Origin of the sequence: Burkholderia sp. AU45388 (assembly GCF_030481585.1) — a bacterium.
GTDB classification, from domain to species: Bacteria; Pseudomonadota; Gammaproteobacteria; order Burkholderiales; family Burkholderiaceae; genus Burkholderia; species Burkholderia sola.
In genome coordinates, this window is record NZ_JAUJPV010000001.1 from 98,099 (window position 1) to 123,801 (window position 25,703).

Consider the following 25,703-nt stretch of genomic DNA (forward strand, 5'->3'; position numbering starts at 1 on the left):
CTCAACGCCTGCGCGAGCGGCCCGGCAGAGTATAGCGCCCCACTTTTACACGCAAGTGATCGTGCCGGTCGCGCCCGACCGAAATCGGCGGCCAGAGCGCATTTTCCTTCAAGATTTTCGGCGGCCACCCGTCTACACTCGGTCCGGAATTCGACATTTTCCGTCCGGTGCAACGGCGCGCCGGACGCGGACTTCCTGCCGGGTGAACTGCCGCGTTCATCGGGCAGCCATCCCGAGGGACCGGAGGCGGCCATGATCCAGATCGGAACTTTGTCTGTGGATTTCGAGCAGCGCGACATTCGCCAGCACGGCGCGTCGCTGCGCATCGGCGCGCGCGCGCTCGACATTCTCGAAGTCCTGCACCGCGCGAGCGGTTCGGTCGTGTCGAAGGACGACATCATGGACGCGGTCTGGCCGGGCCTGATCGTCGAGGAAAACCGGCTTCAGGTGCACGTGGCGACGCTGCGCAAGGCGCTCGGCGCGAGCCGCGATCTGATCAAGACGGTGCCCGGGCGCGGCTACCTGCTGGTGGCGAGCACGTCGTCCGGCCCGGACCTCGTGCCCGTGGTCGACGCGCCGGCCATCGAGGCGGCGCCGCCCGTCGTCGCGTTGCCCGATGCGCCCGCGTCGTCGCTGCCCGCGCCGCTCGTCGGGCGCGACGCCGAAATCGCGCAGATCGTCGACATGCTCGAACGCACGCCGGTCGTCACGCTCGTCGGCGCGGGCGGCATCGGCAAGACGAGTCTTGCCGTGCGCGTCGCGCACGGCGTGCGCAGCCGCTCGCGCGAGCGCGTGCTGTTCGTGGAACTGGCGCGCGCGTCGACACGCGACGACATGCTGATCGCACTCGCCGCCGAGCTCGGCCTCGACACGCAGGGCGTGCCCGCCATCGACCGCATCGGCGACGCGTTCGCAGCGTCGCGCTGCCTGCTCGTGCTCGACAACGCGGAGCACATCGTCGATCTGGTGGCGAGCCTCGTCGAAACGCTGACGTCGAGCGCCGGCTCGCTGCGCGTGCTCGTGACGAGCCGCGAGCCGCTGCACATCTCGGCCGAAGCGGTGCTGCGGATGAGCCCGCTCGCGGTGCCGGACGGCAACGCGTCGGCCGACGAAATCGTCCGCTGTTCGGCCGTCGAGCTGTTCCTGGAGCGCGTGCGCGCGGCCGCGCCGGAGTGCACGGTGGACGAAGCCGGCGTGCGGCTGATCGGCGACATCTGCCGGCGCCTCGACGGGCTGCCGCTCGCGATCGAACTGGCCGCGGCGCGCGTGGCGACGCTCGGGCTCGCGGTCGTCGCGTCGCGTCTCGACGACCGGCTGAACCTGCTGACGGGCGGGCTGCGCTCGGCGCTGCCGCGTCATCAGACGCTGCGCGCGACGTTCGACTGGAGCTACGTGCTGCTCGATCGGGCCGCGCGCGCGCTGTTTCGCCGGATGGGGTGCTTCATCGGGCCGTTTTCGTTCGATGCCGCATACGCGGTCGCCACCGAGCCCGGCACGTCGGCCGCGGACATGATCGCGGTGCTCGGCGAGCTGGTGGCGAAATCGCTGGTGACCGTCGAGTTCCACGGCGCGTATGCGCGCTACCGGCTGACCGAATCGACGCGCGCGTACGCGCTCGAAAAACTGCACAACGAAGGCGAGTTCGAGCGCATCGTCGCGCGCCATGCGGCGTACGAGCGCGAGCGTGCGCCCGTGCGGCTCGTCGCGCCCGTGACGCCCGCCGACGTGACGCCTGCCGATGCGCCCTTGCTGGCCGTGGAAGAACCGTTGGACGAACCGGCGGACGCCGCCGAGGCCGCCGGCGTGCCCGAGCCCGACCGGCTGGCGCGCGCGCTGCTGGAGCCGTCGCGGATGCGCGCGTGCACGGCGCGCGCGAGAGCGGTGCTCGACGAACTCGACACGGGCGCGGCAGACCCGGTCGACGCGGCGCGCGAGATGCGGCTGCGGGCGGCCTGCGCGTCGGCGCTGCTGCATACCGACGGCGACGCGCTGGCCGCCGCTGCGATGTGGGACCGCACGCTCGGTCTCGCCGCGCACGTCGGCGACGATGCGTTCGACGCGCGCGCGCTGGTCGGGCTGTGGAACACGATGCTGACGCTGTCGGACATTCACGAATCGCTGCGCTACGCGACGCGCTTCGAGCGGGCGGCCGAGCGGCGCGGCGACCGGTCGCAGCGGTTGCTGGCGAACACGATGGTCGCGACGTCGCTGCATTACTTCGGCGAGCATGCGCAGGCGCGCGAGCGGCTGGAAGCGGCGACGGCCGAGCTTGCCGACGCGGGCGAATCGCCGTGCGCGCAGGCCGCGCTGGGCGTCGACATGGCGACGCTGGGCCGCACGATGCTGATCCGTCTTCTGTGGATGCAAGGCGAGCCCGAGCACGCGATGCGCGTCGCCGCGCAGGCGGTCGAGTGCGCGCGGCGCGGCCCGTCGCCGCTCGCGCTGTGCATCGTGCTCGGCGCGGCCGCCGTGCCGATCGCGCTGCGCTACGGCGATCACGACATCACCTCCGACTATCTCGCGACGCTGCGCGCGACCGCCGACGCGCACGGCTTCGACATCTGGCGCAGTCACGCCGAATGCCTGACCGGCCAGTTCGACATCCAGGCCGGCCATCCCGGCGCCGGGCTCGCCCGGCTCGAACCCGCGCTGCGGCGCGTCGAGGCGAGCGGCTTCCGGCGCGTGCTCGCGCCGTTGACCGTCGCGTACGCGGAAGGCCTCGTGCGAACCGGCCGCGCCGATGAAGCGTGCACCCGGCTCGATGCGACGCTCGCGCGCTGCCGCGCGCACGGCGAGCACCTGTTCGTCCCCGAACTGCTGCGCGTGAGAGGCGTCGCGATGCTCGAACAGGCGCGCACCGTCGGCGCGGATTTCGCCGCCGCGTACGAGGCGGACGGGCACCGTCATCTGCAGATGGCGATCCAGACCGCGAACGCGCAGGGCGCCGCGATGTGGGCGCTGCGCGGCTCGCTCGATCTCGCCGATCACCTGATCGAGCGCGGGCACACCGCGCAGGCGTCGGCGCTCGTCGCCGGGGTCGCGCGGCATTTCGATCCGCATTCGCGCGCCCACGACGTGCGCCGCTTGCTGCGCGTGCAGAACTTCGTCCGTCCGGATGCGCCGCTCGCGCCGTGCCTGACGCGCACGCGACGCGATGCCGCCGACGCGGCGCAGCAGGCGGCATAACGATGCGCGAACCGAGTACCGCAGGGCGGCCGCGCGATCGCAGCATGCGTGCCGACGCGCGCGCCGTGGACGCTTGCCGGTGCGCGGCGGGAAGCCGCGCGTGTCGGATGGCGTCGCGCGCGGGCGCGCACGGGAGGCCCGACGGTGCTTAGAGCGACGGAACCCGCGCGTTCGGCGGACCTCGTCGTGTTCAACGGCAAGATCGCGACCCAGGACGAACAGCGCTCGTTCGTTCGCGCGCTCGCGGTGAAGGACGGGACCATCGTCGCGACCGGCGACGATCGCGACGTGCTGCGCCATGCGCACGACGACACGACCCGAATCGATCTGAACGGCCGTACCGTGATTCCGGGCCTGATCGACGCGCACCTGCAGGCGATCCGCGGCGGCATGAACTTCAACCTCGAGGTGCGCTGGGACGGCGTGCCGTCGCTGGCCGACGCGCTCGAGCTGCTGGGCCGGCAGGTACGCCGCACGCCCGCGCCGCAATGGGCGCGGGTGGCGGCCGGCTGGACCGCGCTGCAGTTCGCGGAAAAACGCGGCCCGACGGCGGCCGAGCTCAACGCGATCGCACCCGACACGCCGGTGTTCATCCAGCATCTGGCCGACAGTGCGTGGCTGAACGCGGCCGCGCTGCGCGCGCTCGGCTACGGACGCGACACGCCCGATCCGCCTGGCGGCGAACTGCGGCGCGACCGCCATGGGCGGCCGACCGGGCTGCTGCTCGCGCGTCCGGACCCGGCGGTGCTCGGCGCGGCGCTCGCTCGCGCGCCCATGCTCGATGCGGACGACCGCGTCAACTCGACGCGGCAGTTCATGCGCGCGCTGAACCGCGTCGGCGTGACGAGCGCGATCGACGCCGGCGGCGACGGCCTCGCGTATCCGGACGACTATGCGGCGGTCGCGACGCTCGCGCGGCGCGGCGAATTGACGACGCGCATCGCCTATGCGCTGGGCGCGCGGCACGCCGGCCGGGAGCTCGACGACTTCGCGACATGGATCGCGCTGACGGCGCCCGGCCGTGGCGACGCGTTCCTGCGCGCGAGCGGCGCGGGCGAGCGGCTGCTGTTCTCGGCCGTCGATCTGGGCAATTTTCTCGAACCGCGCGTCGACCTGCCCGCATCGGTCGAGGTGGAGCTGGCGGCCATCGTCCGGCTGCTCGTGCGCCATCGCTGGCCGTTCCGGCTGCATGCGACCTACGACGAATCGATCGGCCGCTTCCTCGACGTGTTCGAAGCGGTGGATCGCGACACGCCGTTCGACGGGCTGCGCTGGAGCTTCGACCGCTGCGAGACGATTTCGGATGCCAATATCGCGCGTGTCGCGGCGCTCGGCGGCGGCATCACCGTGCAGCCGCGCATGGCGTTCCAGGGCGAAGCGTTCATCGCGCGCCATGGCGCGGCGGCGGCCACGCGCGCGCCGCCGATCCGTGCGATGCTCGCGGCCGGGCTGCCGGTCGGCGCCGGTTCGGGCGCGACGGGCGCGGCGAGCTACAACCCGTTCGTCGCGCTGTACTGGATGGTGTCGGGGCGCAGCGTCGGCGGCACCGCGCTGTATCCGGCGCGCAACCGGCTCGGCCGGATGGAGGCGCTGCGCCGCTACACGGTCGGCAGCGCATGGTTCTCCGCGGACGAGCATCGCAAGGGCGCGCTGGTGCCCGGCCGGTACGCCGACTTCGCGGTGCTGAGCGACGATTACTTCACGGTCGACGCGCGGCATATCCCGGCGCTGTCGTCGGTGCTGACGGTCGTCGACGGCAAGGTCGTGCACGCGGAGCAGGAATTCTCGCCGCTGGCGCCGCCGCCTCCGCCCGTCAGCCCGGCATGGTCGCCGGTCGGTTCAGGCGGCGTCGCCAATGCGGCGGGCGCCGGCGGGCGCGCCGCGCCGCATGCATCGGCGGCGGGCGACGTATGCGCGGCTTCCGGCGTCGATGCCTGCCGCGCGCACAGTCACGGACGCCGCTTCGCGCGGTCGCGCTATCCGACGGCAAGCGCGGCCGCCGAACACTGCGAAGCCTTCGGCCGCTGCTGCGTCGCGTTTTGAGCGGCGTACCGGTGCGCGACGCACGCCGCCGTGCATGGAACGATTTTCCGCCCCGGGCACGGGGCATGAAGGAGACAGGATGAATGCTGCGCACCCGCGCGCATCGGCCACCGGCGACGAAGTGGCCGGCGTTCGCATTCCGCGCACGCCCGTTGCGGTCGAGGCAGCCGACGCGGCCCGCGCATCGTTGCCCGCCGCGCTCGTCGATCACGCGGCGCGCGTGTTCGTGTTCGCGTCGCTCGCCGCGCGGCGTGCCGGCGACGCGTGCGACGCCGATGCACTGTACGTCGCCGCGATGTACGCGAACATGGGGCTGAGCCCGGCGTACTGCCGTTCGACCGAACGTTACGAACTGGACGGCGCGGATGCCGCGCGCGCGTTGCTGCTGCGGCACCGCCGGTCGCGGCGCATGCGCGACGACGTGTGGCACGCGATCGCGCTGCATACGACGCCGGGCGTGGCCGTCCGCGCGTCGCCGCTCGCGCGCGCGTTGGCGGCTGCGGTGTCGACGGACCTGATGGCGACCGACTTCGACGCATACATGGCCGACGAGCGTGACGCGCTCCTTGCCGCGTATCCGCGCGGTAGCGGTTTTCCCGAAGCGTTTCTCGACCTGGTCGCGCGCGGCGTCTCGCATCGGCCGCAGTCGACCTTCGGCACGTGGAGCGCCGACGTGCTCGAACGCGCGGATCCGGATTTCCATCGGCCGAATTTCTGCGGGCGCGTGCTGGGCGCGCGGTGGAACGACACCTGACGGCGCCGGTCGAGCGTGCGGCTGCCGCACGCTGGGCCGGCCGCGGCGCGCGGCCGCGCCGGGGATGCGGCATGTTGCGCGCCGCATGTGCGGGTCACGCGTGCGAGGGCGCCGCGTCGTACCGCGCATAGTCGACGTAGCCGGCGCGGTCGCCGCCGTACCAGCCGGCGGCCTTCGGCTCCGCGAGCGGTGCGCGGGCCGCGATGCGCTCCACGAGATCCGGGTTCGCGATATACGCGCGCGCAAACGCGACCAGATCGGCGTCGCCCGCGTCGATCAGCGCGTTCGCCGCTTCCGGCGAAATGCCGCCGTTGACGATCAGCGTGCCGTGGAACGACCGGCGCGCGTGCTCGACGATGCGCGGCAGATCGGGTTCGCCGCTCCAGCCGTTGGTGTCGGCCGCATGCAGATACGCGATGCCCGCTGCGTCGAGCATCCGGCCGACGTACGCGAGCGTCGCGTCCGGATCGGCGTCGCGCACGTTGTTGTATTTCGCGTACGGCGAGATGCGCACGCCGACGCGGCTCAGCGGCATCACGCCGCCGACCGCGTCGACGATTTCCTCGAGAAAGCGCGCGCGGTTCGCGACCGATCCGCCGTAGCGATCGTCGCGGCGATTCAGCGTCGACGACAGGAACTGGTGCGGCAGGTAGCCGTTGGCCGCATGGATCTCGACGCCGTCGAAGCCCGCGGCCATCGCGCGCACGGCGGCCTGCCGGAATTCGTCGACGGCGGCGACGACTTCATCGGTCGTCATCGCGCGCGACGGCGTCGCATGGATCTTCGTGTAGTAGCCGTTCTGCAACTGCGCCCAGACCTGCAACTGTTCGAGGTCGTCGTTCACGCCGGACGGCGACAGCGGCGCGGCGCCGCCGAGCAGCGTCAGCGAGCTGACGCGGCCGCCGTGCCACAGCTGCGCGAAGATGCGTCCGCCGTTCGCGTGGACGGCGTCGGTGACGATCTTCCAGGCGGCGGCCTGTGCATCGTCGACGAGCCCCGGCGTCAGCTCGAAGGCGGCGGACGCCCGGCTGACGTTGGTGGCCTCGGTCACGATCAGGCCGGCCGACGCGCGCTGCGCGTAGTACTCGGCCATCAGTTCGGTGGGCAGCCCGCGCGACGGCGCGCGCGAGCGCGTCATCGGCCCCATCACGACGCGGTTCGGCAGCGCGAGGCCGCGCAGATCGTAGGCACTGAGCAGGGAAGACATGATGGACTCCTGTGGTTCGACGGGGAGCGGGGCGGCTTCGCGCCCCGCGAACGGATCGATTCGATGGGTGACGAGGGTTCAACCCGCCGCGTGACGTTGCGCGTGCGGCCGCCCGACGAGCAGGTAGTGGCCGAGCGCGACGATCGGGAACGCGCCGGCCACCGCGGCGACGAGCGGCCAGCCGCCGTGCTCGTACAGCGGGCTCGCGAGCGCGGAGCCGACGGCGCCGCCGACGAAGATGCTCGTCATGTACAGCGCATTGAGCCGGTTGCGGCTCGCCGCATGCAGCGCGTAGATCTCGCGCTGGCCGAGCACCATGTTCATCTGCACCGCGAAGTCGAGCACGATGCCGGTGACGACGAGCCCGTACAGGCCGGCGCCGTGCACGAACCCGACCGCATACGCGAGCGCGCCGGCGACGAGCGCGATCAGCGTCGCGCGCACCGTATGGCCGGCATCCGCGAGGCGCCCGGCCACCGGCGCCGAGGTCGCGCCGATCGCGCCGACCAGCGCGAACAGGCCGATCGCCGATTGCGACAACCCGTAGTGACGCGTCAGTTCGACCGGCACGGCGGTCCAGAACAGGCTGAACGACGCGAACATCAGGCCCTGGTAGAACGCGCGGTGACGCAGGACCGGCATCGTGCGAACGAGGTGCAGCAGCGAGCCGATCAGTTCGAAATAGGTTGCGCGATGATCGGGCTGGCGCGACGGAATCGTCAGCGCGAGCACGGCCGTGACGAGCGTCATCAGCACGGCCGCCGCCGCGAACACGAAGCGCCAGCCGAACGCGTCGGCCACGACGCTCGACAGCGGCCGCGCGAGCAGGATGCCGAGCAGCAGCCCGCTCATGATCGTGCCGACGACGCGGCCGCGCGAATGGTCGGGCGCCAGGTGCGCGGCGAGCGGCACGAGGATCTGCACGGCCACCGAACTGAACCCGATCAGCAGCGAAATCGCGAGAAAGAGCCCGGGCGTGCGCACGAACGCCGCCGCCGCGAGGCTCGCGATCGACACGACGGCCGTTACGATCATCAGCTTGCGGTTTTCGAGCAGGTCGCCGAGCGGCACGATGAAGAACAGCCCGAGCGCATAGCCGATCTGCGTCAGCGACACGATCAGGCTCGCCGTGTTGCCGGACATGTGCAGGCTCGGCGCGATGAGCTCGGTGATCGGCTGCGCGTAGTACAGGTTCGCGACGATCGCGCCGCAGCTGAAGGCGAACAGCAGGATCAGCCCCTGCGTGAGTTTGACGCCGTGCGCGGGCGGCGCGAGCGGTGTTGAATCCGTTGACATGATCGACTCCTGGAAAAGAGAAAGGCCGGACACCGAAGCGTCGCGCCGGCATCGAGTTCGCCCGGCCGCGATACGGTGCATCGCATTGCCGTCCATACTATTGATCAATCGATAAAGCCGGAAGCGAGCTGCCGCGCAATCGAGCGTTGCGCGGCACGCAAAAGTGCCGCGCCGCACCGGTTCAGCCGCGTTTGCCCTGCAGCGTCGGAATCTGCTCGAACAGCCCCGCGAGCCAGTCGACGAACACCTTCAGCTTGACCGGGATGTGGCGATTGGGCGGATACAGCACCGAGATCGGCTTGGCCGGCGCGTTGAAATCGGTCAGCACCTCGCGCAGCCGGCCCGATTTCAGGTAAGGCTCGACGAGGTACAGCGACGTCTTGATCAGGCCGATGCCGGCGACGCCGCACTCGATGTAGTTGTCCGCGTCGTTGACGGCCACCGTGCCGCACATCTGCACGATGCGCGGCTCGCCGTCGACGACGTAATCCCACGGGCGCGGCCGCCCGGTGTCGGCCGAGATGTGGCTGACCGCGACGTGCTGCGTGAGATCGTCGACGGTCTCCGGTTCGCCGCACCGCGCGAAATACGCGGGCGAGCCGCACGTGCAGGTGGTCAGGCTGCCGATCCGCCGCGCGATCATCCCCGAATCGTCGAGCGCGCCGATGCGCACCACGCAATCGACCCCTTCGCCGACGAGGTCGATCTGCCGGTCGGTCACGCCGAGTTCGATCATGATGTCCGGATGGGCGTCGAGAAACGCCGGCAGCGCGGGCACCACGACCTGCTTCGCCATCGCGGGCGGCAGGTTCACCTTCAGCCGGCCGCGCGGCACGTTGCGGGCCTGCGAGACCGATGCCTCCATGTCGTCGATCTCGCGCAGCACCGCGACGGCGCGTTCGTAATACGCCTGACCGTCCTCGGTCAGCGAGATGCGGCGCGTGGTGCGGTTCAGCAGCCGGCAGCCGAGATGCTGCTCGAGTGCGCTCAGCAGCGCGGACACGCGCGGCGTGGTGAGGCCGGTCGTGTCGGACGCGCGCGTGAAGCTGCCGGTTTCGACGATGCGCGTGAACACGCGCATCGAAAGCAAGGTATCCATCGTCGGAAGCTCTCCATTCCTGTCGGGGCGCGGCGCCGGTGCGTGCCGGCGCCGTCTTGTCGGGTATCGGATAGGGCGTGTCGCGTGGCGGGTGCGACGCCGCCGCTAGGCTTCGATGCGCTTTCTCAGCGAATCGCCGGCGAACGGCATTTCGCGCAGGCGCTGGCCGGTCGCATCGAAGATCGCGTTGGCCAGCGCGCCGGCGGTCGGGCCCATCGACGCCTCGGCCGCGCCGAGAAACGGCGCGCCGGGGCGATTGACGAGGTGGACCTTCACGTTCCGCGGCGCGGCCGAGAAGCGCAGGATCGGGTAGCTGCTCCAGTCGAAGCTGCGAATCCGTTCCGTGTCGTACTTCAGCGCCTCGTACAGCGTCCAGCTCGCGGCCTGCACGATGCCGCCCTCGATCTGGTTGCGGATCCCGTCCGGCGACACGATCTGGCCCGCGTCGACGGCGGCTTCCGCGTGTTCGAGCGTCACCTGGCCGGTTTCCGGCACGACCGACACCTCGACCGCGATCGCGACGTAGGCCATCAGGTTCTTGTACTTGCCGAACGCGAAGCCGACGCCGCGGTTGCGCGCGCGCGGCGGCCGCGGCCACCCGAAGTGCTTCGCGGCGAGCTGGATCACCTGCCGCGCGCGATGGTCTTCCATGTGACGCAGCCGGAATTCGACCGGATCGACGCCGGCCGCATGCGCGAGCTCGTCCATGAAGCTCTCGATCGCCCAGATGTTCGTGTGCGCGCCGAGCGAGCGCATCGCGGAGGTCTGCAGCGGCATCGTCGGCGAGAAGTTGTTGACGATGTGCTGGTTCGGCAGCGCGTACAGCGGAATCGCGTTGCGGTCGGCGCCGCCTTCCGGTTGCAGCATCGGCGTCGACGGCGCGGGCACGAACGGCGGCTCCAGCATGCGCGCGGGCAGCAGCCGGCCGGCGTTGACGATCCGCTCGTTGTGCGAGCTGCTCCACAACGCATAGTTCCAGTCGACGATGCGGCCGCTCGCGTCGAGCGATGCGCTGACCTCCGTCACCATCGCGGGCGTGAAGTGATCCCACGTGTGTTCCTGTTCGCGCATCCATTGCACGCGAATCGGCTTGCCCGGCATCGCGGCGGCGATCAGCGCCGCGTGCGCGGCCGCGTCGTCCGCCGCGTTGTGTCCGTAGCAGCCGGAGCCCTCGGTGTGAATGCAGCGAATGTTCGCCTTCTGCATCGACAGCATCTCGGCGAGCGCGTCGCGCAGCGGATAGACGCCCTGCGAGTGGGTCCACACCGTCATCATCCCGTTCTCGAGATGCGCGACCGAACACGACGGCCCGATCGACCCATGCAGCAGGTAGTTCTTCAGGAACGTCGCGTTCAGCGTTTTCACGGCCGGCGCGGTGGCCGCGTGCGTGTTCGCGATCTCGATGCGCTGCGTCGAGATTCGCTTCAGGTCCGCGTGCACGGTGCCGCGCTCGGGCAGCTTGCGGCCCGGCGACCACCGGCAGCCGGCGGCGAGCGCGCGCTGCGCGACCACGGCTTGCCATTCGCCCTGCGCGACCACCGCGAGCATGCTGCCGTTGCGCACGATCCGCACGACGCCCGGCAGCTTCAGGATCGCGGCTTCGTCGAACGACAGCAGCTTCGCTTCATACACCCGCGGCATCACGACGCGCGCGTGCAGCATGCCGGGCAGCTGCATGTCCTGCACGTAGCTGACGCCGCCCGTGACCTTGTTCGGGATGTCGACGCGCGGCAGCGACGTGCCGATCACCGCGAACGTCGCCGGGTTCTTCAGCGGCGACGTGGGCGTCGCGTTGCGGTGCAGGTCCACCGTGCGGATCGCGTCGCCGTAGGTCATCGTGCGGCCGTCGGGCGCCGTGATCACCGCGTCGGCGGTCGTCAGCGTGCGCGGATCGACGCCGAAGCGTTTCGCCGCGCCTTCCACCAGCAGCGCGCGCACCTGCGCGGTCGCGTTCAGCAGCGCGGAGCCGCTGTCGGCCATCGTATGGCTGCCGGCGGTCAATCCTTCGTCCGGCGACGCGCCGGTGTCGGCGGTCAGGAACGTGATCAGCGACGGCTTCATGTCGAGTTCCTCGGCGGCCACCTGCAGCAGCGCGGTGCGCACGCCGGTGCCGAGCTCGACCTTGCCGGTGTACACGGTGACCTTGCCGTCGGGCGCGATCTTGACCCATGCATCGAGCAGCGGATTGGTCTTCAGGCTGCCGGCGAGCGCCTGCGTGGCCTTCGCCACGTGCACGGCCGCGCCTTCGTCGGCGATCACCAGCTGCGCGGCCGCGCGCGACGCGGGCGCGAGCGTGAACGCGACGAACAGCGCGCCGGAGACGATGAAGTGCCGGCGGCCTTCGTCGATGTCGTCATGGGAATTCATCACAGCCCCTTGCTGATCGTGACGGGAGCGGAAGCGGGTTCCGGGGGCGGCAGCCCCGCGACCGAGCGCACCGCCGCGAGAATCCGCATGTGCGTGCCGCAGCGGCACAGGTTCGGTTCCATGTGCGTGCGCAGTTCCTGTTCGGTCGGCTTCGGGTTGCGTTCGAGCAGCGCCTGCGCGCGCATGATCATCCCGGCGATGCAGTAGCCGCACTGCGCGGCCTGGTGCTCGAGGAACGCGCGCTGCAGCGGGCCCGGATGCTCGGCGGTGCCGAGGCTCTCGATGGTGCGCACGCTGCGCGCGCCGATCGCGGCCACCGGCATCAGGCACGAGAAGGTCGGCTTGCCGTCGACGATCACGGTGCAGGCGCCGCATTGGCCGAGGCCGCAGCCGAACTTCGCGCCGTGCAGGTGCAGGTCGTTGCGCAGCGCATACAGCAGCGGCGTGGACGGATCGATGTCCAGCGTGTGCCGCACGCCGTTGACGGTGAGGGTAATCATCGTGCGGTGTCCTCTTTTCTGAGCTTCGCGGCCATCGCGTCGACGCCCGACCACGCCGGGCGATCGGTATAGGTCTCGCGCACGTACGCGGCGAGATCGGCGATCTGCGCGTCGTCGTACTGGTCGATGAACGACGGCATGTAGTTGAGCGTGTCCTCGCCGTGCCAGCCGATTCCGTTGAACATCATCTGGATCGCGTTGCGCGGCGTATCGGCGTTGACCGCCGTGCTGAACGAAAGCGTCGGCCGCTCGCCGATCGACTGCATCGGCGCGGCCGGCCCGTGGCACTGCGCGCACGACGCCTGGAACAGCGTCGCGCCGCGCTGCGCGGCCGGCGTCGTCGCGGGGTGTTCGCCAGCGGCCGTTGCCGTGGCCGCACGCGCGGTCGCCGGTTTCTGGATCGACAGGATGTACGTGGCGATCGCCTCGACGTCCTCCACCGGCACCGTCGCGAGGTCGCGCGTGACAGGCAGCATCGGCCCGGCCGCCGCGCCGTGCTCGCTCGCGCGGCCGGTGCGCAGGTAGGTGACGAGCTGCGCCTGCGTCCACGGCCGCGCGGCCTGGCCGAGCGCATTGAGCGGCGGCGCTTCCCAGCCATCGACGATGCCGCCGTCGAACGCGCGGCCGCGCTGCTCGCCGCCGATCGCGTTCAGCGGCGAATGGCACGATGCGCAGTGGCCGAGCCCGTCGACGAGCATCCTGCCGCGGTTCCATTGCGCCGACTGCGCGGGGTCGGGCTGATACGCGCCTTCGCGCAGGAACAGCACGTTCCAGAACGCGACCAGCGGCCGGAAGTTCAGCGGAAAGATCAGGTCGTTGGCGGGCGCCTTCGCACGTACCGGCTCGCGCGTCATCAGGTACGCGTACGCGGCGGCGATGTCGTCGTCCGACATCCGCGTGAAATGAATGTACGGAAACGCCGGGTAAAGCGGCTGGCCGTTGCGCCCGATGCCGGTGCGCAGCGCACGGGCGAAGGCGTCGCGCGACCAGCGGCCGATCCCCGTTTCGGCGTCCGGCGTGATGTTGGTCGCGTAGATCGTGCCGAACGGCGTCGCGAGCGGCAGCCCGCCCGCGAACGGCTTGCCGTCCTTCGCGGTGTGGCACACGATGCAGTCGCCGAGCGCGACGACGCGCGCGCCGGCGCGCACCAGTTGCGGATCGAACGAAGCAGGGGCCGGCGGATCGATCGGCGCGATCGGCGGCCGCACCATGATGCCGATCGCGACTGCGACGCCCGCGATCGCGATGCCGGCCGCGCCGAACCAGAGTCGTTTGTGCTTCATGCGCGCTCCAGGCGACGCGGTGCGCCGCAAGTCATGCGAGGCGCGGCGACACCGGACGATGCGTGTCGGCTGCGCGGTGTCGTCCGATGCGGCCGCGAGCGTGTTGCCGAGCGGCGGTGATTGGCGGCGGGGATCATGTTTTTACTCCAGCAGTCGATAACGGGCGCAAGCGCCGTTCTGCGCGGCGGCTCATGAACGGCAGTCTACGCAGAGGCCGCGACCCTTGCCTGAAACGGCGCTGAAACGTTCTGAACGGTGTCCGGCGCCGGATCGGCCGGGGGGCCGATCCCGGGCGCGCCGTGTCGCGGCGGCTCCACGCGTCGCGTCACGACGGCATCTCGCCGGCGACGACTTCGTCCGCGTAGCACCAGATCCAGCGCTCGCCGGGCTCGATCGAGCGGACGAGCCGGTGGCCGGTTTCGCGGAAATGCCGGCTCGCGTGGCGATTCGGCGACGAGTCGCAGCAGCCGACGTGCCCGCAGATCAGGCACATCCGCAAATGCACCCAGCGGCTGCCCGATTTGACGCATTCCTCACAGTAGTCCTTGTCCGTGTCGAACACGCGTGCTTCGTCGAGATGCGTACAGGCGTTGGCCATCTTGCGCTCCGATGCCGGCGCGGGAGCGACGCTTGCGGCGTGGCCGGCACGCGGCCGCAAGCGGAAGGGATACGCGGCATTGTGCAGCGTCGCGTCGCGGCCCGACCTTAATTGTCATGAAGCGACCCGCGCGGCCCGCACCGGCGGCGTACAGTCGCGAATGCGTCCGGCCACGCCGCGGCATCGGCCGGACCGCATTCGACATCGACTTCATCGGGAGGCGCTCATGGATCAACCGCAACACGTGCGAATCGTCGGCCTGCCGCGCAGCAGGGACGCGTACGCGATCCGCGATTTCCTGCAGCGGCGCATGATCGCGTACGACTGGTGCGAGCTGACATCCGACGCCGATTGTGCACAGATGCTCGGCATCGCGCCGCTGCGCGACGTCCGGCTGCCGGTCGTGATCTTTCCGGACGGCTCGCGCCTGTACCAGCCGACGCTGGCCGAAATCGCCGCGCGGCTCGGCTGGGTCGCGCGCCCGCGCTTCGTCGAATACGACGTATCGATCTACGGCGCGGGGCCGGCCGGGCTGTCGGCGGCGGTCTACGCGGCGTCCGAAGGGCTGCGCGCGGTCGTGATCGAGCGCGGCGCGATCGGCGGGCAGGCCGGCACGAGTTCGCTGATCGAGAACTACATGGGCTTCCCCGACGGCATCCCGGGCGCGGAGCTCGCGGAACGCGCGCGCGAGCAGGCGGTGAAGTTCGGCGTCGAGCTGCTGACGATGCGCGAGGGCGTGCATGCGACGTTCGTCGACGGCAAGATCCGCGTCGAGCTCGCCGACGGGTCGATCCTGGTCGCGCGCGCGAACATCTGCGCGACCGGCATCGAATATCGCAGCCTCGGGCTGCCCGAGGAGCCGGCGTTTCTCAATGCGGGGTTGTTCTACGGCGCCGGGTCGAGCGAAGCGCCGATGTGCGCGGGCGAGCAGGTGTTCATCGTCGGCGGCGGCAATTCGGCCGGCCAGGCCGCGATGAATTTCGCGCGGCATGCGCGCCAGGTGACGATGCTCGTGCGCGGGGCGTCGCTCGCCGACACGCTGTCGCGCTACCTGATCGACCGGATCGAGCGCACGCCGAACATCGAGGTCCGCTACCGGTCGAGCGTCGCCGCGCTGCACGGCGACGGCTGGCTCGACGCGATCGAGCTTCGCTCGGCGGACGGCACGCTCGAACGGCTGCCGGCCACGCGCCTGTTCGTGTGCATCGGCGGCGCGCCGAATACCGACTGGGCGAAGGACACCGACATCATTCGCAATCCGGACGGTTATCTCGTGACCGGCGGCGACCTGTACGACTGTCCGGCGTTCGAGCGCGTATGGCCGCTCGAGCGCCGGCCGTACCACCTCGAAACCAGCGTGCCGGGATCGTTCGCGGCCGGCGACGTGCGATCGGGATCGGTCAAGCGCGTCGCGTCGGCGGTCGGCGAAGGCGCGATGGCCGTGACCTTCGTGCACCGGTTTCTCGGCGAGGATGCGCATCGGCTCGCGCTCGCGTGACGCGCTCGCGCGGGCCGTTCGATCCATTCATCGCGCGTCGGCCTGCGTCGTGTCGCGCAGCCCGTCCCGCAACCCATCCCGGCCCGCGCGCGCCGGCGGCGTCCACCCGCCGCCCAACGCGCGCACGAGGCTCACCGTCGCGACGGCCAGCGCCTGCCGGCTGTGAATCAGTTGGCGCCGCGCATTCAGCGCATCGCGATCGGCGTCGATCACTTCCAGGTAGCTGACGTAACCGTGCGCGTAACGGCTCAGCGACAGCCGCGCCGCGGCGTCCGTCGCGTGCGCCGCGCGGTCGTAGCGCACGATCCGCTCCTTTTGCGCGGCGATGTCGTTGAGCGCATCCTGCACGTCGCGCAACGCAGCGATCGCGGTCGCGCGATAGTTGGCGTCGGCCACGTCCGTGCCGGCCCGCGCGGCGGCCACCGCGGCGTCGCGCTTGCCGCCGTCGAACAGCGTCAGCGCGACGTTCGCGCCGAGACTCCACAGCGAGCTGTTGCGGTCGAGAAACGATCGCAGGTCGCGGGTGGCGAAACCGCCGTCGGCGGTCAGCGTCAGCGTCGGCAGCCACGCGGTGCGGGCAATGCCCAGCTCGAGCGACGCCGCGTCGGCCCGCCGGGCCGCCGCGAATACGTCCGGGCGTTGGGCGAGCAGCGCGGACGGCAGCCCGGCCGGCACCTCCGGCACCTGCACGGGCACGGCGGCCGTGCCGACGTCGAACGCGGTCGGCGACACGCCGGTCAGCACCGCGATGGCGTCGACGAGGTTCTCGCGCAGCCGGCGGCTCTCCGCGAGATCGGCATGCGCGGTATCGAGATCGGCCGACGCGCGCAGCCCGTCGAGATCGCTCGCCGCGCCGGCCCGCACGCGGGCGGCGATCACGTCGAGCGCGGTGCGCCGCAACCCGATCGCGCGCGTGAGCGTCACGAGATCGTCGTCGACGTAGCGCAGCGTCAGGTAGTCGACGGCCACTTCGGTCGCTACCCGCAGACGCAGCGCATCGCGGTCGGCCGCCGCCTGCAGCACGTTCTGTTCGCCGACGTCGGCATCGCCGCGCAAGCGGCCCCATAGATCGACTTCGTAGCTCGCGGCGACGGGCACCGACCAGTTGTGCATCGTGCGCTTCGGCAGCGCGTTGTCGACCGTGCCGGATACGCGCGAGCGGCTGAACGACGGGTCGACGCGCACGGTCGGCGCCAGCGCGGCCTCGCGCACGCCGAGCAGCGCCTGCGCCTGATCGACGCGCGCGGCCGCCGCGCGGATATCGAGGTTGTGCGCGAGCGCGGCGTCGACGAGGCGGCCGAGCCGCGGGTCGCCGAACCAGGCGGGCCATGCCGCGAGCGACGGCGCATGCGCATCGGCCGACGGATCGGCATGACGGAACCCGTCGCGCCCGACCGGCACGGGCGCGAGCGGCTGCGGCGCGATCGAGCAGGCGGCCAGCAGGCTCGCGGCGAGCAGGGCGAAGGCGCGCTTCATTGCGCTGCGCCGCCGGGTTGCAGCGTGACGACGACCGACAGCCCGGGCCGGATGCGCGGCTCCGTCGCGGCCGGGCCGTCGAGCAGGATCTTCACGGGCACGCGCTGCGTGACCTTCGTGAAGTTGCCGGTCGCGTTGTCGGGCGGCAGCAGCGCGAACTGCGCGCCGGTCGCGGGCGACAGGCTGTCGATGTGGCCGCTGAACGCGCGCTCCGGCAGCGCATCGAAGCGCAGTTGCACGGCGTCGCCGGCGCGCACGTGCCGCAACTGCGTCTCGCGGAAATTGGCGACGATCCACGGATGCGGCTCGACCAGCGTGAGCAGCGCCTGGCCGGGCGCGACATGCTCGCCGGTCTCCACGGTCTTCTTGCCGACGTAGCCGTCCGACGGCGCGACGACCGCCGTGTAGCCGAGCTGCAGCAGCGCGTCGCGCAACTCGGCATCGTTCTGGCTCGACGCGGCGTCGGCGGCCTGGGCGGCGGCGATGGCGCTGCGCCGTTGCGCGTCGGCCGCCACGACACGCGCGCGGGCGGACTTGCGGGCGGCATCGGCCGCGTCGAACTCCTGCTTCGACAGGCCGCGCGGCGTCTCGCGGGTCAGTTCGCGGGCCCGCGCGTAATCGAGTTCGGCCTTTTCGGCATCGGCGTGCGCCGACACGAGCGCCGCGTCCGCCTGTTCGATCAGCGCGTGGGCGCGGCTCGCATCGGCATGCGCCTGGGCGACGCGTGCGCGTTGCGCGGCGACACGCACGTCGAAGTCGCGCCGGTCGATCTGCACGAGCGCGTCGCCTGCGTGCACGAACTGGTTGTCGTCGACGAGCACGCGTTCGACCGTGCCGGAAACGCGCGGCGAGATCACGTGCAGGTGGCCGGTCACGTACGCGTCGTCGGTGCCGCGATCGCGTGCGTCGAACTCGTACACGAGCAATGCGGCGAGCAGCAGCGCGATCGCGGCGATCGCGACGATGGCCGGCTTGCGGGAACGCGCGGGCACGGCGGGCGACGGCGCGGGGGAGGGTGGGGTCATGATCGGTAAACTCCGTCGTACGGGCAGGATTCGACGCACCGCGTTATGCTTGCGCCAGCTTGACAGGCGGGAGCCGCTCGACGATGAACACGACGTTCGCCACCGGCAGTGCCATGCCGGCGCCGGCCGCAGGGCCGGCCTCCGACATTCCGACGTTTCGGTCGATCGCCGCGATCGCGGCCGTGCTGCTCGGCGCGATCATCGCGACGCTGACGTCGCGCATCACGTCGCTCGGGCTGGCCGACGTGCGCGGCGCGCTGGGCATCGGCTTCGACGAAGGCGCGTGGATCAACACCGCGTTTACCGCGTCGCAGATGTTCGTCGGGCCGCTCGCGATCGCGGCGGCCTTCATGTTCGGCACGCGCCGCGTGCTGGTCGCGGGCGCCGTGGTGTTTCTCGGCGCGGAAACCGTGCTGCCGCTCTGCACGCAATTCGGCGCGTTCATCGTGTGCCAGGCGATCGCGGGGCTCGCGTCCGGCGTATTCGTGCCGCTGACGGTCGGCTTCGTCGTGCGCACGCTGCCGCCGCGGCTGATTCCGTTCGGCATCGCCGCGTATGCGATGAATCTGGAGATGTCGCTTAACCTGTCGGCCACGCTCGAAGGCTGGTACAGCGAACACCTGAGCTGGCGCTGGCTGTTCTGGCAGAACGCGGCGCTGACCGTGCCGTTCATCGCGTGCCTGATGCTGTCGCTCGCCGACGAGCCGATCAAGCGCTTCGCGTCCGGCATCGACGCGCGCGGGATGCTGCTCGGCGCAGGCGGGTTCGCGTGCCTGTGCGTCGCGCTCGACCAGGGCGAGCGGCTGTTCTGGCTGCAGTCGCCGCTGATCGTCGCGCTGCTCGTCGCCGGCATCCTGATGATCGCCGCATTCCTGATCCACGAACTCGCGTCGCCGCGCGCGGGCATCGATCTCGGCTACCTCGCACGGCCCAACATCGCGCTGCTGATCGTGCTCGTCGGCCTCGTGCGCTTCACCGTGCTCAACACGAGCTTCATCCCGTCGCTGTTCCTCGCCAGCACGTACGGCCTGCGCCCGCTGCAGATCGGCGACACGCTGCGCTGGATCGCGATCCCGCAACTGCTGTTCGCGCCGTGTGTCGCGCTGTTGCTGCAGCGTGTCGACCCGCGCCGGCTGATCGTCGCCGGCTTCGCGATGGTGGCGATCGCGTTCGCGCTCGGTTCGCGGCTCACGCCGGTGTGGGCCGAACCCGATTTCATTCCGTCGCAATTGCTGCAGGCGCTCGGCCAGACGACGGCGCTCACGTCGGTCATCGTTTTCTTCGGCCGGCACGTGACGGCCGAGCATGCGCTCACGTTCGGCGCGGTCGTGCAGACGACGCGCCTGCTGAGCGGGCAGCTCGGCACGACGTCGATCGCGGTGATTCAGCGGATCAGGGAGGCTACCCATTCGAATCTCGTCGGTCTGCATGTGTCGCTGTCGGATCCGGAAACGCTCGAACGGCTGAGGGCGGGCGCGGCGTCGCTGGTCGCGCATGGCGCCACGTTCGCGACGGGCGACCAGGCGGCCTATGCGCTCATCGACCGCGCGGTGCGCGTGCAGGCCACGACGCTCGCGCTGGCCGACAACTTCCGCGTGGCGATGGCGTTCGCGCTCGCCGGCGCGCTGCTCGGCATCCTGCTGCGCCCGGTGTGGGCGCCTTGAGCGCCGCACCGGACGATCTGAAATTTCCTGAAAAATCCTGAATGGCGCGCGTGCGGCGTCCGTCGCGGCGGCATGCGCGCCGCCGCGACGGACGGCGCGCTTACGCCTGCAGGAACGCGAGCAATTCGGCGTTGATGCGATCGGCGCTCACGACGCACATCCCGTGCGAGCCGCCCTCGATCACCTTCAACACCGCGTGCTTGACGATCTTCGACGACAGGCGGGCCGAATCGTCAATCGGCACGATCTGGTCGTCGTCGCCGTGCAGCACGAGCGTCGGCACGTCGAACTTCTTCAGGTCGTCGGTGTAGTCGACTTCCGAGAACTCCTTCACGCACAGGTACTGGCCGTGGATGCCGCCCATCATCCCCTGCGACCAGAACGCGTCGATCGTGCCCTGCGACACCTTCGCGTTCGGGCGATTGAAGCCGAAGAACGGCACGGCGAGATCCTTGTAGAACTGCGAACGGTTCTCCGCGACGTTCTTGCGGATGCCGTCGAACACGTCCATCGGCAGGCCGCCCGGATTGGTCGGCGACTTCACCATCTGCGGCGGCACCGCGCCGATCAGCACGGCCTTCGCCACGCGCTTCGTGCCGTGGCGACCGATATAGCGCGCGACTTCGCCGCCGCCGGTGGAGTGGCCGACGAGCGTGGCTTCGCGCACGTCGAGCGCGTCGAGCAGCGCGGCGAGATCGTCCGCGTACGTGTTCATGTCGTTGCCGCGCGACGGCTGGCTCGAACGGCCGTGGCCGCGGCGGTCGTGCGCGATCACGCGATAGCCGCGCTGCACGAGGAACAGCATCTGCGCATCCCACGCGTCCGCGCACAGCGGCCAGCCGTGCGAGAACACGACCGGGCGGCCGCTACCCCAGTCCTTGAAGTAGATCTGCGTGCCGTCCTTGGTGGTGATCGTGTTCATCGTCTGCGTTCCTGCATGGGCTGAAGAGGGGCTGGGGGACGGCGTGCCGGCGGCGGCCGCCATCGCGGGCAGCGCGGCTGCGGCAACGGCCGTCGCGCCGGCGAGCAGCATGTCGCGGCGGCGGGCCGACGCAACGGCATCGGTCTGTTCGGGGTGCATCTGGACTCCTGAGGTATGCGGCGGCGAGGCCGCCCGGGACGGTGGTTCGATGGCGGCCGGCCGCGGCCATCCCGCCCGGCAGCCGTCCGGCGTGCGCCGCCGCGCGTCGACTGGCGCGCGCGGACGAACGAAAGCCGTCGGGAGCGTATCCCGGCGCGGCGCCCGCCGTACTGAAATCCGGCTGAATTTTCTTGAACGCCGCGGCGGCGCGCGCGGATTTGCCGCGCTGCAGAAAAATTAAGCGCGGGACCGGGACTCTTCAGCGCACGGCGGCTATCGTCAACATCGGGTCACCGGCACACGTTGCGCGCCACGCGCACGGGCCGGCGGGCCCGCTCCGCCCGTCACCTGCCTGGATATGCCGCCATGGACGCCTTCAATCGCTGGGAGCACATGATCACGTCGCTCGGACCGTTGCCCGTCGCGGGCGTCCGGCTGCTGCCGATGCCGCGCACGCGGGAGACGGACGGCTCGCGTCACCCGCATCGCGACGAGGCGCCGATGCCGTCGAGCGGCGACGTGCGCCGCCGCAGCGCGATCGTCGCCGTCGAGCGGCAGACCGATTCGTCGATGCTGGTGTCGTGGAGCGATCCGACGCGCTGCCGCTACGACGAACAACGCTGGATCTGCGCGAAGGCGCGCAGGCTGGCGCGCTGCGCGCTCACCGGGCAGCCGATCCGGATCGGCGACGCGATCTACAAACCGCAGTGGCGCGGCGAGAAACGCCCCGCGAATTGCCGCGAGATGGTGCTCGCGACGGCGCTCGAACAGTTCGTCGCGCGGCCGTCGCGGGCATGACGCGCCGCGCCGCACGCGTCGGCCGCGTTCGCGGCCGCGGCGTCCCGATGCGAAAGGAACCCTCATGAGCACATTCACCACCCGCGACGGCGTGTCGATTCACTACAAGGACTGGGGCAGCGGCCGCCCGGTCGTGTTCGTTCACGGCTGGCCGCTGAACGCCGACATGTGGGACGTGCAGATGCATCATCTCGCGTCGCACGGCCTGCGCTGCATCGCGTACGACCGGCGCGGCTTCGGGCGGTCCGGTCAACCGTGGAGCGGATACGACTACGACACGCTCGCCGACGATCTCGCCACGCTGCTCGAGACGCTCGACCTGCATGACGTGACGCTCGTCGGCTTTTCGATGGGCGGCGGCGAGGTGGCGCGCTACATTGGCCGGCACGGCACGCGCCGCATCGCGAAGGCGGTGCTGATCGGCTCGGTGACGCCGCTCGTCGCGCGCCGCGACGATCATCCGGAGGGCGTGGACGTCGCGGTATTCGACGGCATGCGCGCGGGCATCGTGGCCGATCGCGCGGCGTTTTTCGACGGCTTCTGGCCGCTCTTTACCGGTTCGAACCGCGACGGCTCGACGGTGTCGCGCGCGGCGCTCGGCTGGACGTCGTTCATGGCGCTGCAGGGCGGGCTGAAGGGCACGCTCGATTGCGTCCGCGCGTTTTCCGAAACCGATTTCCGTGCCGATCTGCAACGATTCGACGTACCGACGCGGGTGATTCATGGCGACGACGACCAGACGGCGCCGCTCGCGCTGACCGGCGCCGCCACGGCGAAACGCGTGCTGCATGCGACGCTGAGCGTCTACGAAGGCGGCCCGCACGCGCTCTACCTGACGCACGCGGCCAGGCTGAACGACGAGCTGCTGGCGTTCGCGCGGGCCTGAGCCCGCGATGCCGGCCGGTGGCGGCGCGAGGCCGCGGGCGCGCCCGCGCCGCGCGGCGAATCGCGCCGCAAACGCGGGCAAACGAGCCGGCGGATAGTCGGCCGGCGCAATAGAGGCGCCTGAAAATAAACCGGCCGGTCAATCAAAACGAAAATGCGCGCATGGCGCCAGTCGAAAAACATTTCGTCTGATATAACGAAGTCGTATTCATCGGCGCATCCACGATTTGCACATGAAACGTGCGCGGCCTTGTCGCCTTTCGGTGCGGGGTTCAAAGCAGCGTGTCGCGGCGGCGTTTTTCGTCATTTCAAAAAAATCGTGCCGTTCATTCTGATAATTTGAATCATTCGGCCATGCAAATACCGTAGCATTGACACCGAACCGGCCCCCGATTTCAGTGGGGCGCCGTTGAATGTCACCCTCAAGAAATTCTCATGATCCGGATTGGAACACTTCACGTTTTTCTCGACAGACGTGAAATTCGTTCGAACGGCAAGCTGCTGCGCATCGGCAGCCGCGCATTCGAAATTCTCGAGCTGTTGATTCGGGCGAACGGTGCGCTGGTATCGAAAGACGACATCATGCAGCGCGTATGGCCGCACACCGTGGTCGAGGAAAACAACCTGCAGGTGCACATCGCTTCGCTGCGCAAGGCGCTGGCCGGCGACCGGAACCTGATCGTGACGGTGCCCGGCCGCGGCTACCGGCTGGTCGTCGGGCAGGACGACGGCGACGCGCCCGTGCGTCCCGCGACGTGGCGGCCGTCCGCTGCGCCGAGTGCGTTGTTCGGCCGCGAACAGACGGTCGCCGACGTGCTGGCCGCGCTGCAGGGCGCGCGCGTCGTGACGCTGGTCGGCGCGGGCGGCATCGGCAAGACGCGGGTCGCGATCGAAGCGGCGGCGCGCGCCGACGCCCGCTTTCCGGAAGGCAGCGTATTCGTTTCGCTCGCCACAGTCGCGTGTCCGCGCTTCGTGCCGGACGCGCTCGCCGGCGCGTTCGGCATCACGCAGCCGATCGGGTCGCTGACGCTCGAAGCGGTGCTCGCCAGCGTCGCGCGTCGCCGGATGCTGCTCGTGCTCGACAATTGCGAGCACCTGCTCGACGCCGCCGCGCAGATCGCGAGCGCGCTCACCGATGCGGACGACGGGCTGTGCGTGCTCGCGACGAGCCGGGAATCGCTGCGCATCCACGGCGAGCGCGTGTGCCCGGTGCCGCCGCTCGACGTGCCCGACGAAGGGGCCGGCGAACACGAGGCGATGCGCGCGAGCGCGGTGCAGTTGTTCGCGGCGCGTGCGCGCGCGGCCGATCCGCGTTTTCCGCTCGATGCACGCAGCGTGGCGTTGATGGCGTCGGTCTGTCGCCGCCTCGACGGCCTGCCGCTCGCGATCGAGCTGGCCGCGGCCCGCGCCGCCGTGCTGGGCATCGACGTGCTGGCCGCCCATCTCGACGATCACTTTCGGCTGCTGACCGGCGGTTTCCGCACCGCGTTGCCGCGCCATCAGACGCTGCAGGCGATGTACGACTGGAGCTACCGGTTGCTCGGGGAGGCCGAGCGCCTGCTGCTGCGATGGCTCGGCGTGTTTCGCGACGGCTTCTCGATCGAGGCCGTGCGCGAGGTCGTCGGCGCCAACGGGCTGGCCGGCGCCGACCTGCTCGATACGATCGCCGGCCTCGTGTCGAAGTCGCTGCTGATCCTCGAGACCGCGCACGGAGCGCCGCGCTACCGGCTGTTGACGACCACGCGGGCCTACGCGCAACAGCAGCTCGACAGTCACGGCGAGGCGGCGGCCGCCGCGCGCGCGCATGCGACCTACTTCCTCGCGTTGTTCCGGCGCGCGGCCCACGATGGCGACGAGTCGCGCAGCGAGGCCGGCAGCACGACCCGGCTCGATGCGGTCCGGCGCGAGCTCGGCAATCTGCGTGCCGCGCTCGACTGGGCGTTTTCGGCGCAGGGCGACGCGGCGCTCGGCATCGCGCTCGCGGCCCTCGCGGTGCCTTGCCTGTTCGACCTGTCGCTCGTCGACGAATGCCGCGAGCGGGCGCGCGTCGCGCTCGATGCGATGCGCGACGCGGACGCAGGCGCGGCGCCCGTGTCCGACGATGCGCGCGTGCGGCTGCTGGCCGCGTATGCGGCCGCGCTCGCGCATACGGCAGGCTCGACGCAGGCCGTGCACGATGCGTGGTCGGAAGTGCACGGGCTCGGGCTCGATGCGGCCGAGGCCGAGCTGCCGTCGCGCGAGTCGTGACGCCGGGTTCGTCGCGCGTCTCGATGCTTCAGAACGATTCAGCCCCGTTACAGGACGGCGGCAGGCCGCGCGCGTAGATTGCGTGAACGGAGGGCGCCGGCACCCCGTCGGCACGCGTGCGAGCCGACCCCGTGCGCCCGCCGGCATCGCGCGACATCACTGAACGCCGGCGCGGCGAAACGCCCGGCGTGCACGTCGTCGCGCGTCCCGCTCAATCGACGAACCTCCGCATGAAACCTGACCCGTCCGACCTTTCCCGTCGCGCGACCGATTTCGGCCTGCTGTTCCTGCGTGTCGCCGCCAGCGTGCTGCTGCTCGTGGTGCACGGCTTGCCGAAGGTCGTCCATTACACGGCCGAAGCCGCGGCCATCGAGGATCCGTTCCATCTCGGCCGCACGCTGTCGATCCTGTTCGCGATCTTCGCGGAGGTCGTGTGCCCGATCTTCATGATCGTCGGTCTGTTCCCGAGGCTGGCGGCGCTGCCGGTGATGATCGTCACGCTCGTCGCGCTGGTGTTCGTCCACCCCGACTGGCCGCTGCGCGACGCGCAGTTCGCGTGGATGCTGCTGATCCTGTTCGGCACGATCGCGATCGCGGGCCCCGGCCGCTATGTGTTGCCGTTGCCGGGCGTCGTGCGTCGGCGTAGCTAGCCGCAACCGGCGCGTCGGCGGCGCGCCCGCCATGTATCCGCCGGTT

General features: G+C 70.7%; 20 protein-coding genes. 10 read left to right on the forward strand and 10 right to left on the reverse strand.

The window, feature by feature from the left end:
• The first annotated feature begins 252 nt into the window (after positions 1–252).
• The 3 genes from QZM72_RS00405 (at position 253) to QZM72_RS00415 (ending at position 5,983) form a co-directional block, all read left to right on the forward strand.
• Entirely contained in the window at positions 253–3,186 is a 2,934-nt protein-coding gene (locus QZM72_RS00405) for a winged helix-turn-helix domain-containing protein (protein ID WP_301736799.1), read from the forward strand.
• 144 nt (positions 3,187–3,330) lie between these two features.
• Positions 3,331–5,229 (forward strand): amidohydrolase, encoded by a 1,899-nt coding sequence (locus QZM72_RS00410; RefSeq protein WP_301736801.1) that lies wholly within the window; start codon positions 3,331–3,333, stop codon positions 5,227–5,229.
• 79 nt (positions 5,230–5,308) lie between these two features.
• A complete protein-coding gene (locus QZM72_RS00415; protein WP_089471108.1) occupies positions 5,309–5,983 on the forward strand; it encodes a phosphohydrolase in 675 nt (224 codons plus the stop codon).
• 94 nt (positions 5,984–6,077) lie between these two features.
• Here QZM72_RS00415 and QZM72_RS00420 read toward each other — a convergent pair whose 3' ends face one another.
• From QZM72_RS00420 to QZM72_RS00450, 7 genes are all read right to left on the reverse strand, one after another.
• Positions 6,078–7,190 (reverse strand): alkene reductase, encoded by a 1,113-nt coding sequence (locus QZM72_RS00420; RefSeq protein WP_089471109.1) that lies wholly within the window; start codon positions 7,188–7,190, stop codon positions 6,078–6,080.
• A 78-nt stretch (positions 7,191–7,268) separates the two neighbouring features.
• A complete protein-coding gene (locus tag QZM72_RS00425; protein ID WP_301736802.1) occupies positions 7,269–8,486 on the reverse strand; it encodes an MFS transporter in 1,218 nt (405 codons plus the stop codon).
• Positions 8,487–8,667: 181 nt separating this feature from the next.
• Positions 8,668–9,585, reverse strand: coding sequence for a LysR family transcriptional regulator (locus QZM72_RS00430; RefSeq protein ID WP_089471111.1), 918 nt, complete (start codon positions 9,583–9,585; stop codon positions 8,668–8,670).
• A gap of 105 nt (positions 9,586–9,690) precedes the next feature.
• Positions 9,691–11,952, reverse strand: a complete 2,262-nt coding sequence (locus QZM72_RS00435; RefSeq protein ID WP_301736803.1) for a molybdopterin cofactor-binding domain-containing protein — start codon at positions 11,950–11,952, stop codon at positions 9,691–9,693.
• Positions 11,952–12,452 carry a (2Fe-2S)-binding protein gene (locus QZM72_RS00440; protein ID WP_301736805.1) on the reverse strand — a complete coding sequence of 167 codons (501 nt, stop codon included), beginning with the start codon at positions 12,450–12,452 and terminating at the stop codon, positions 11,952–11,954. Before QZM72_RS00440 ends, QZM72_RS00435 begins: the two co-directional genes overlap by 1 nt.
• Positions 12,449–13,735 carry a cytochrome c gene (locus tag QZM72_RS00445; protein WP_301736807.1) on the reverse strand — a complete coding sequence of 429 codons (1,287 nt, stop codon included), beginning with the start codon at positions 13,733–13,735 and terminating at the stop codon, positions 12,449–12,451. Before QZM72_RS00445 ends, QZM72_RS00440 begins: the two co-directional genes overlap by 4 nt.
• 325 nt (positions 13,736–14,060) lie before the next feature.
• Positions 14,061–14,333, reverse strand: a complete 273-nt coding sequence (locus QZM72_RS00450) for a ubiquitin carboxyl-terminal hydrolase 14 (protein ID WP_089471115.1) — start codon at positions 14,331–14,333, stop codon at positions 14,061–14,063.
• 226 nt (positions 14,334–14,559) lie between these two features.
• Here QZM72_RS00450 and QZM72_RS00455 point away from each other — a divergent pair, with 226 nt between their 5' ends.
• Complete coding sequence (locus QZM72_RS00455) at positions 14,560–15,831, forward strand: NAD(P)/FAD-dependent oxidoreductase (protein ID WP_089471116.1); 1,272 nt, start codon at positions 14,560–14,562, stop codon at positions 15,829–15,831.
• A gap of 27 nt (positions 15,832–15,858) precedes the next feature.
• On the opposite strand, the gene QZM72_RS00460 is transcribed toward QZM72_RS00455, so the two are convergent.
• On the reverse strand, positions 15,859–17,307 hold the full coding sequence (locus tag QZM72_RS00460; protein ID WP_301736808.1) for an efflux transporter outer membrane subunit: 1,449 nt from the start codon (positions 17,305–17,307) through the stop codon (positions 15,859–15,861).
• The gene (locus QZM72_RS00465) at positions 17,304–18,332 is read right to left on the reverse strand and encodes an HlyD family secretion protein (RefSeq protein ID WP_301736810.1); all 1,029 of its coding nucleotides are present in this window, start codon (positions 18,330–18,332) and stop codon (positions 17,304–17,306) included. Before QZM72_RS00465 ends, QZM72_RS00460 begins: the two co-directional genes overlap by 4 nt.
• A gap of 83 nt (positions 18,333–18,415) precedes the next feature.
• On the opposite strand from QZM72_RS00465, the gene QZM72_RS00470 reads away from it, so the two are divergent.
• Positions 18,416–19,996 (forward strand): MFS transporter, encoded by a 1,581-nt coding sequence (locus tag QZM72_RS00470; RefSeq protein ID WP_301736811.1) that lies wholly within the window; start codon positions 18,416–18,418, stop codon positions 19,994–19,996.
• 100 nt (positions 19,997–20,096) lie between these two features.
• Here QZM72_RS00470 and QZM72_RS00475 read toward each other — a convergent pair whose 3' ends face one another.
• Positions 20,097–20,918: an alpha/beta fold hydrolase gene (locus tag QZM72_RS00475; RefSeq protein WP_256979803.1), complete on the reverse strand. Its 822-nt coding sequence runs from the start codon at positions 20,916–20,918 to the stop codon at positions 20,097–20,099.
• On the opposite strand from QZM72_RS00475, the gene QZM72_RS00480 reads away from it, so the two are divergent.
• The 5 genes from QZM72_RS00480 to QZM72_RS00500 all read left to right on the forward strand — a co-directional run bounded on the left by QZM72_RS00480 (position 20,899) and on the right by QZM72_RS00500 (position 25,657).
• Positions 20,899–21,318 (forward strand): hypothetical protein, encoded by a 420-nt coding sequence (locus tag QZM72_RS00480; RefSeq protein WP_301736813.1) that lies wholly within the window; start codon positions 20,899–20,901, stop codon positions 21,316–21,318. The genes QZM72_RS00475 and QZM72_RS00480 overlap by 20 nt on opposite strands.
• Positions 21,319–21,443: 125 nt before the next feature.
• Positions 21,444–21,875, forward strand: coding sequence for a DUF3331 domain-containing protein (locus tag QZM72_RS00485; protein ID WP_301736814.1), 432 nt, complete (start codon positions 21,444–21,446; stop codon positions 21,873–21,875).
• Between the two features lie 64 nt (positions 21,876–21,939).
• Complete coding sequence (locus QZM72_RS00490; RefSeq protein WP_301736816.1) at positions 21,940–22,761, forward strand: alpha/beta fold hydrolase; 822 nt, start codon at positions 21,940–21,942, stop codon at positions 22,759–22,761.
• A gap of 434 nt (positions 22,762–23,195) precedes the next feature.
• On the forward strand, positions 23,196–25,007 hold the full coding sequence (locus QZM72_RS00495; RefSeq protein ID WP_301736817.1) for a winged helix-turn-helix domain-containing protein: 1,812 nt from the start codon (positions 23,196–23,198) through the stop codon (positions 25,005–25,007).
• A 230-nt stretch (positions 25,008–25,237) separates the two neighbouring features.
• Positions 25,238–25,657, forward strand: a complete 420-nt coding sequence (locus tag QZM72_RS00500; RefSeq protein WP_089471123.1) for a DoxX family protein — start codon at positions 25,238–25,240, stop codon at positions 25,655–25,657.
• Positions 25,658–25,703: the final 46 nt, after the last annotated feature.

Excerpts from the sequence above, each read along its gene's own strand:
- QZM72_RS00405 (WP_301736799.1), top strand. The coding sequence starts at position 253 with ATGATCCAGATCGGAACTTTGTCTGTGGATTTCGAGCAGCGCGACATT.
- QZM72_RS00415 (WP_089471108.1), top strand. The coding sequence starts at position 5,309 with ATGAATGCTGCGCACCCGCGCGCATCGGCCACCGGCGACGAAGTGGCC.
- QZM72_RS00420 (WP_089471109.1), bottom strand. The coding sequence starts at position 7,190 with ATGTCTTCCCTGCTCAGTGCCTACGATCTGCGCGGCCTCGCGCTGCCG.
- QZM72_RS00425 (WP_301736802.1), bottom strand. The coding sequence starts at position 8,486 with ATGTCAACGGATTCAACACCGCTCGCGCCGCCCGCGCACGGCGTCAAA.
- QZM72_RS00430 (WP_089471111.1), bottom strand. The coding sequence starts at position 9,585 with ATGGATACCTTGCTTTCGATGCGCGTGTTCACGCGCATCGTCGAAACC.
- QZM72_RS00435 (WP_301736803.1), bottom strand. The coding sequence starts at position 11,952 with ATGAATTCCCATGACGACATCGACGAAGGCCGCCGGCACTTCATCGTC.
- QZM72_RS00440 (WP_301736805.1), bottom strand. The coding sequence starts at position 12,452 with ATGATTACCCTCACCGTCAACGGCGTGCGGCACACGCTGGACATCGAT.
- QZM72_RS00445 (WP_301736807.1), bottom strand. The coding sequence starts at position 13,735 with ATGAAGCACAAACGACTCTGGTTCGGCGCGGCCGGCATCGCGATCGCG.
- QZM72_RS00450 (WP_089471115.1), bottom strand. The coding sequence starts at position 14,333 with ATGGCCAACGCCTGTACGCATCTCGACGAAGCACGCGTGTTCGACACG.
- QZM72_RS00455 (WP_089471116.1), top strand. The coding sequence starts at position 14,560 with ATGGATCAACCGCAACACGTGCGAATCGTCGGCCTGCCGCGCAGCAGG.
- QZM72_RS00460 (WP_301736808.1), bottom strand. The coding sequence starts at position 17,307 with ATGAAGCGCGCCTTCGCCCTGCTCGCCGCGAGCCTGCTGGCCGCCTGC.
- QZM72_RS00465 (WP_301736810.1), bottom strand. The coding sequence starts at position 18,332 with ATGACCCCACCCTCCCCCGCGCCGTCGCCCGCCGTGCCCGCGCGTTCC.
- QZM72_RS00470 (WP_301736811.1), top strand. The coding sequence starts at position 18,416 with ATGAACACGACGTTCGCCACCGGCAGTGCCATGCCGGCGCCGGCCGCA.
- QZM72_RS00475 (WP_256979803.1), bottom strand. The coding sequence starts at position 20,918 with ATGAACACGATCACCACCAAGGACGGCACGCAGATCTACTTCAAGGAC.
- QZM72_RS00485 (WP_301736814.1), top strand. The coding sequence starts at position 21,444 with ATGGACGCCTTCAATCGCTGGGAGCACATGATCACGTCGCTCGGACCG.
- QZM72_RS00490 (WP_301736816.1), top strand. The coding sequence starts at position 21,940 with ATGAGCACATTCACCACCCGCGACGGCGTGTCGATTCACTACAAGGAC.
- QZM72_RS00495 (WP_301736817.1), top strand. The coding sequence starts at position 23,196 with ATGATCCGGATTGGAACACTTCACGTTTTTCTCGACAGACGTGAAATT.
- QZM72_RS00500 (WP_089471123.1), top strand. The coding sequence starts at position 25,238 with ATGAAACCTGACCCGTCCGACCTTTCCCGTCGCGCGACCGATTTCGGC.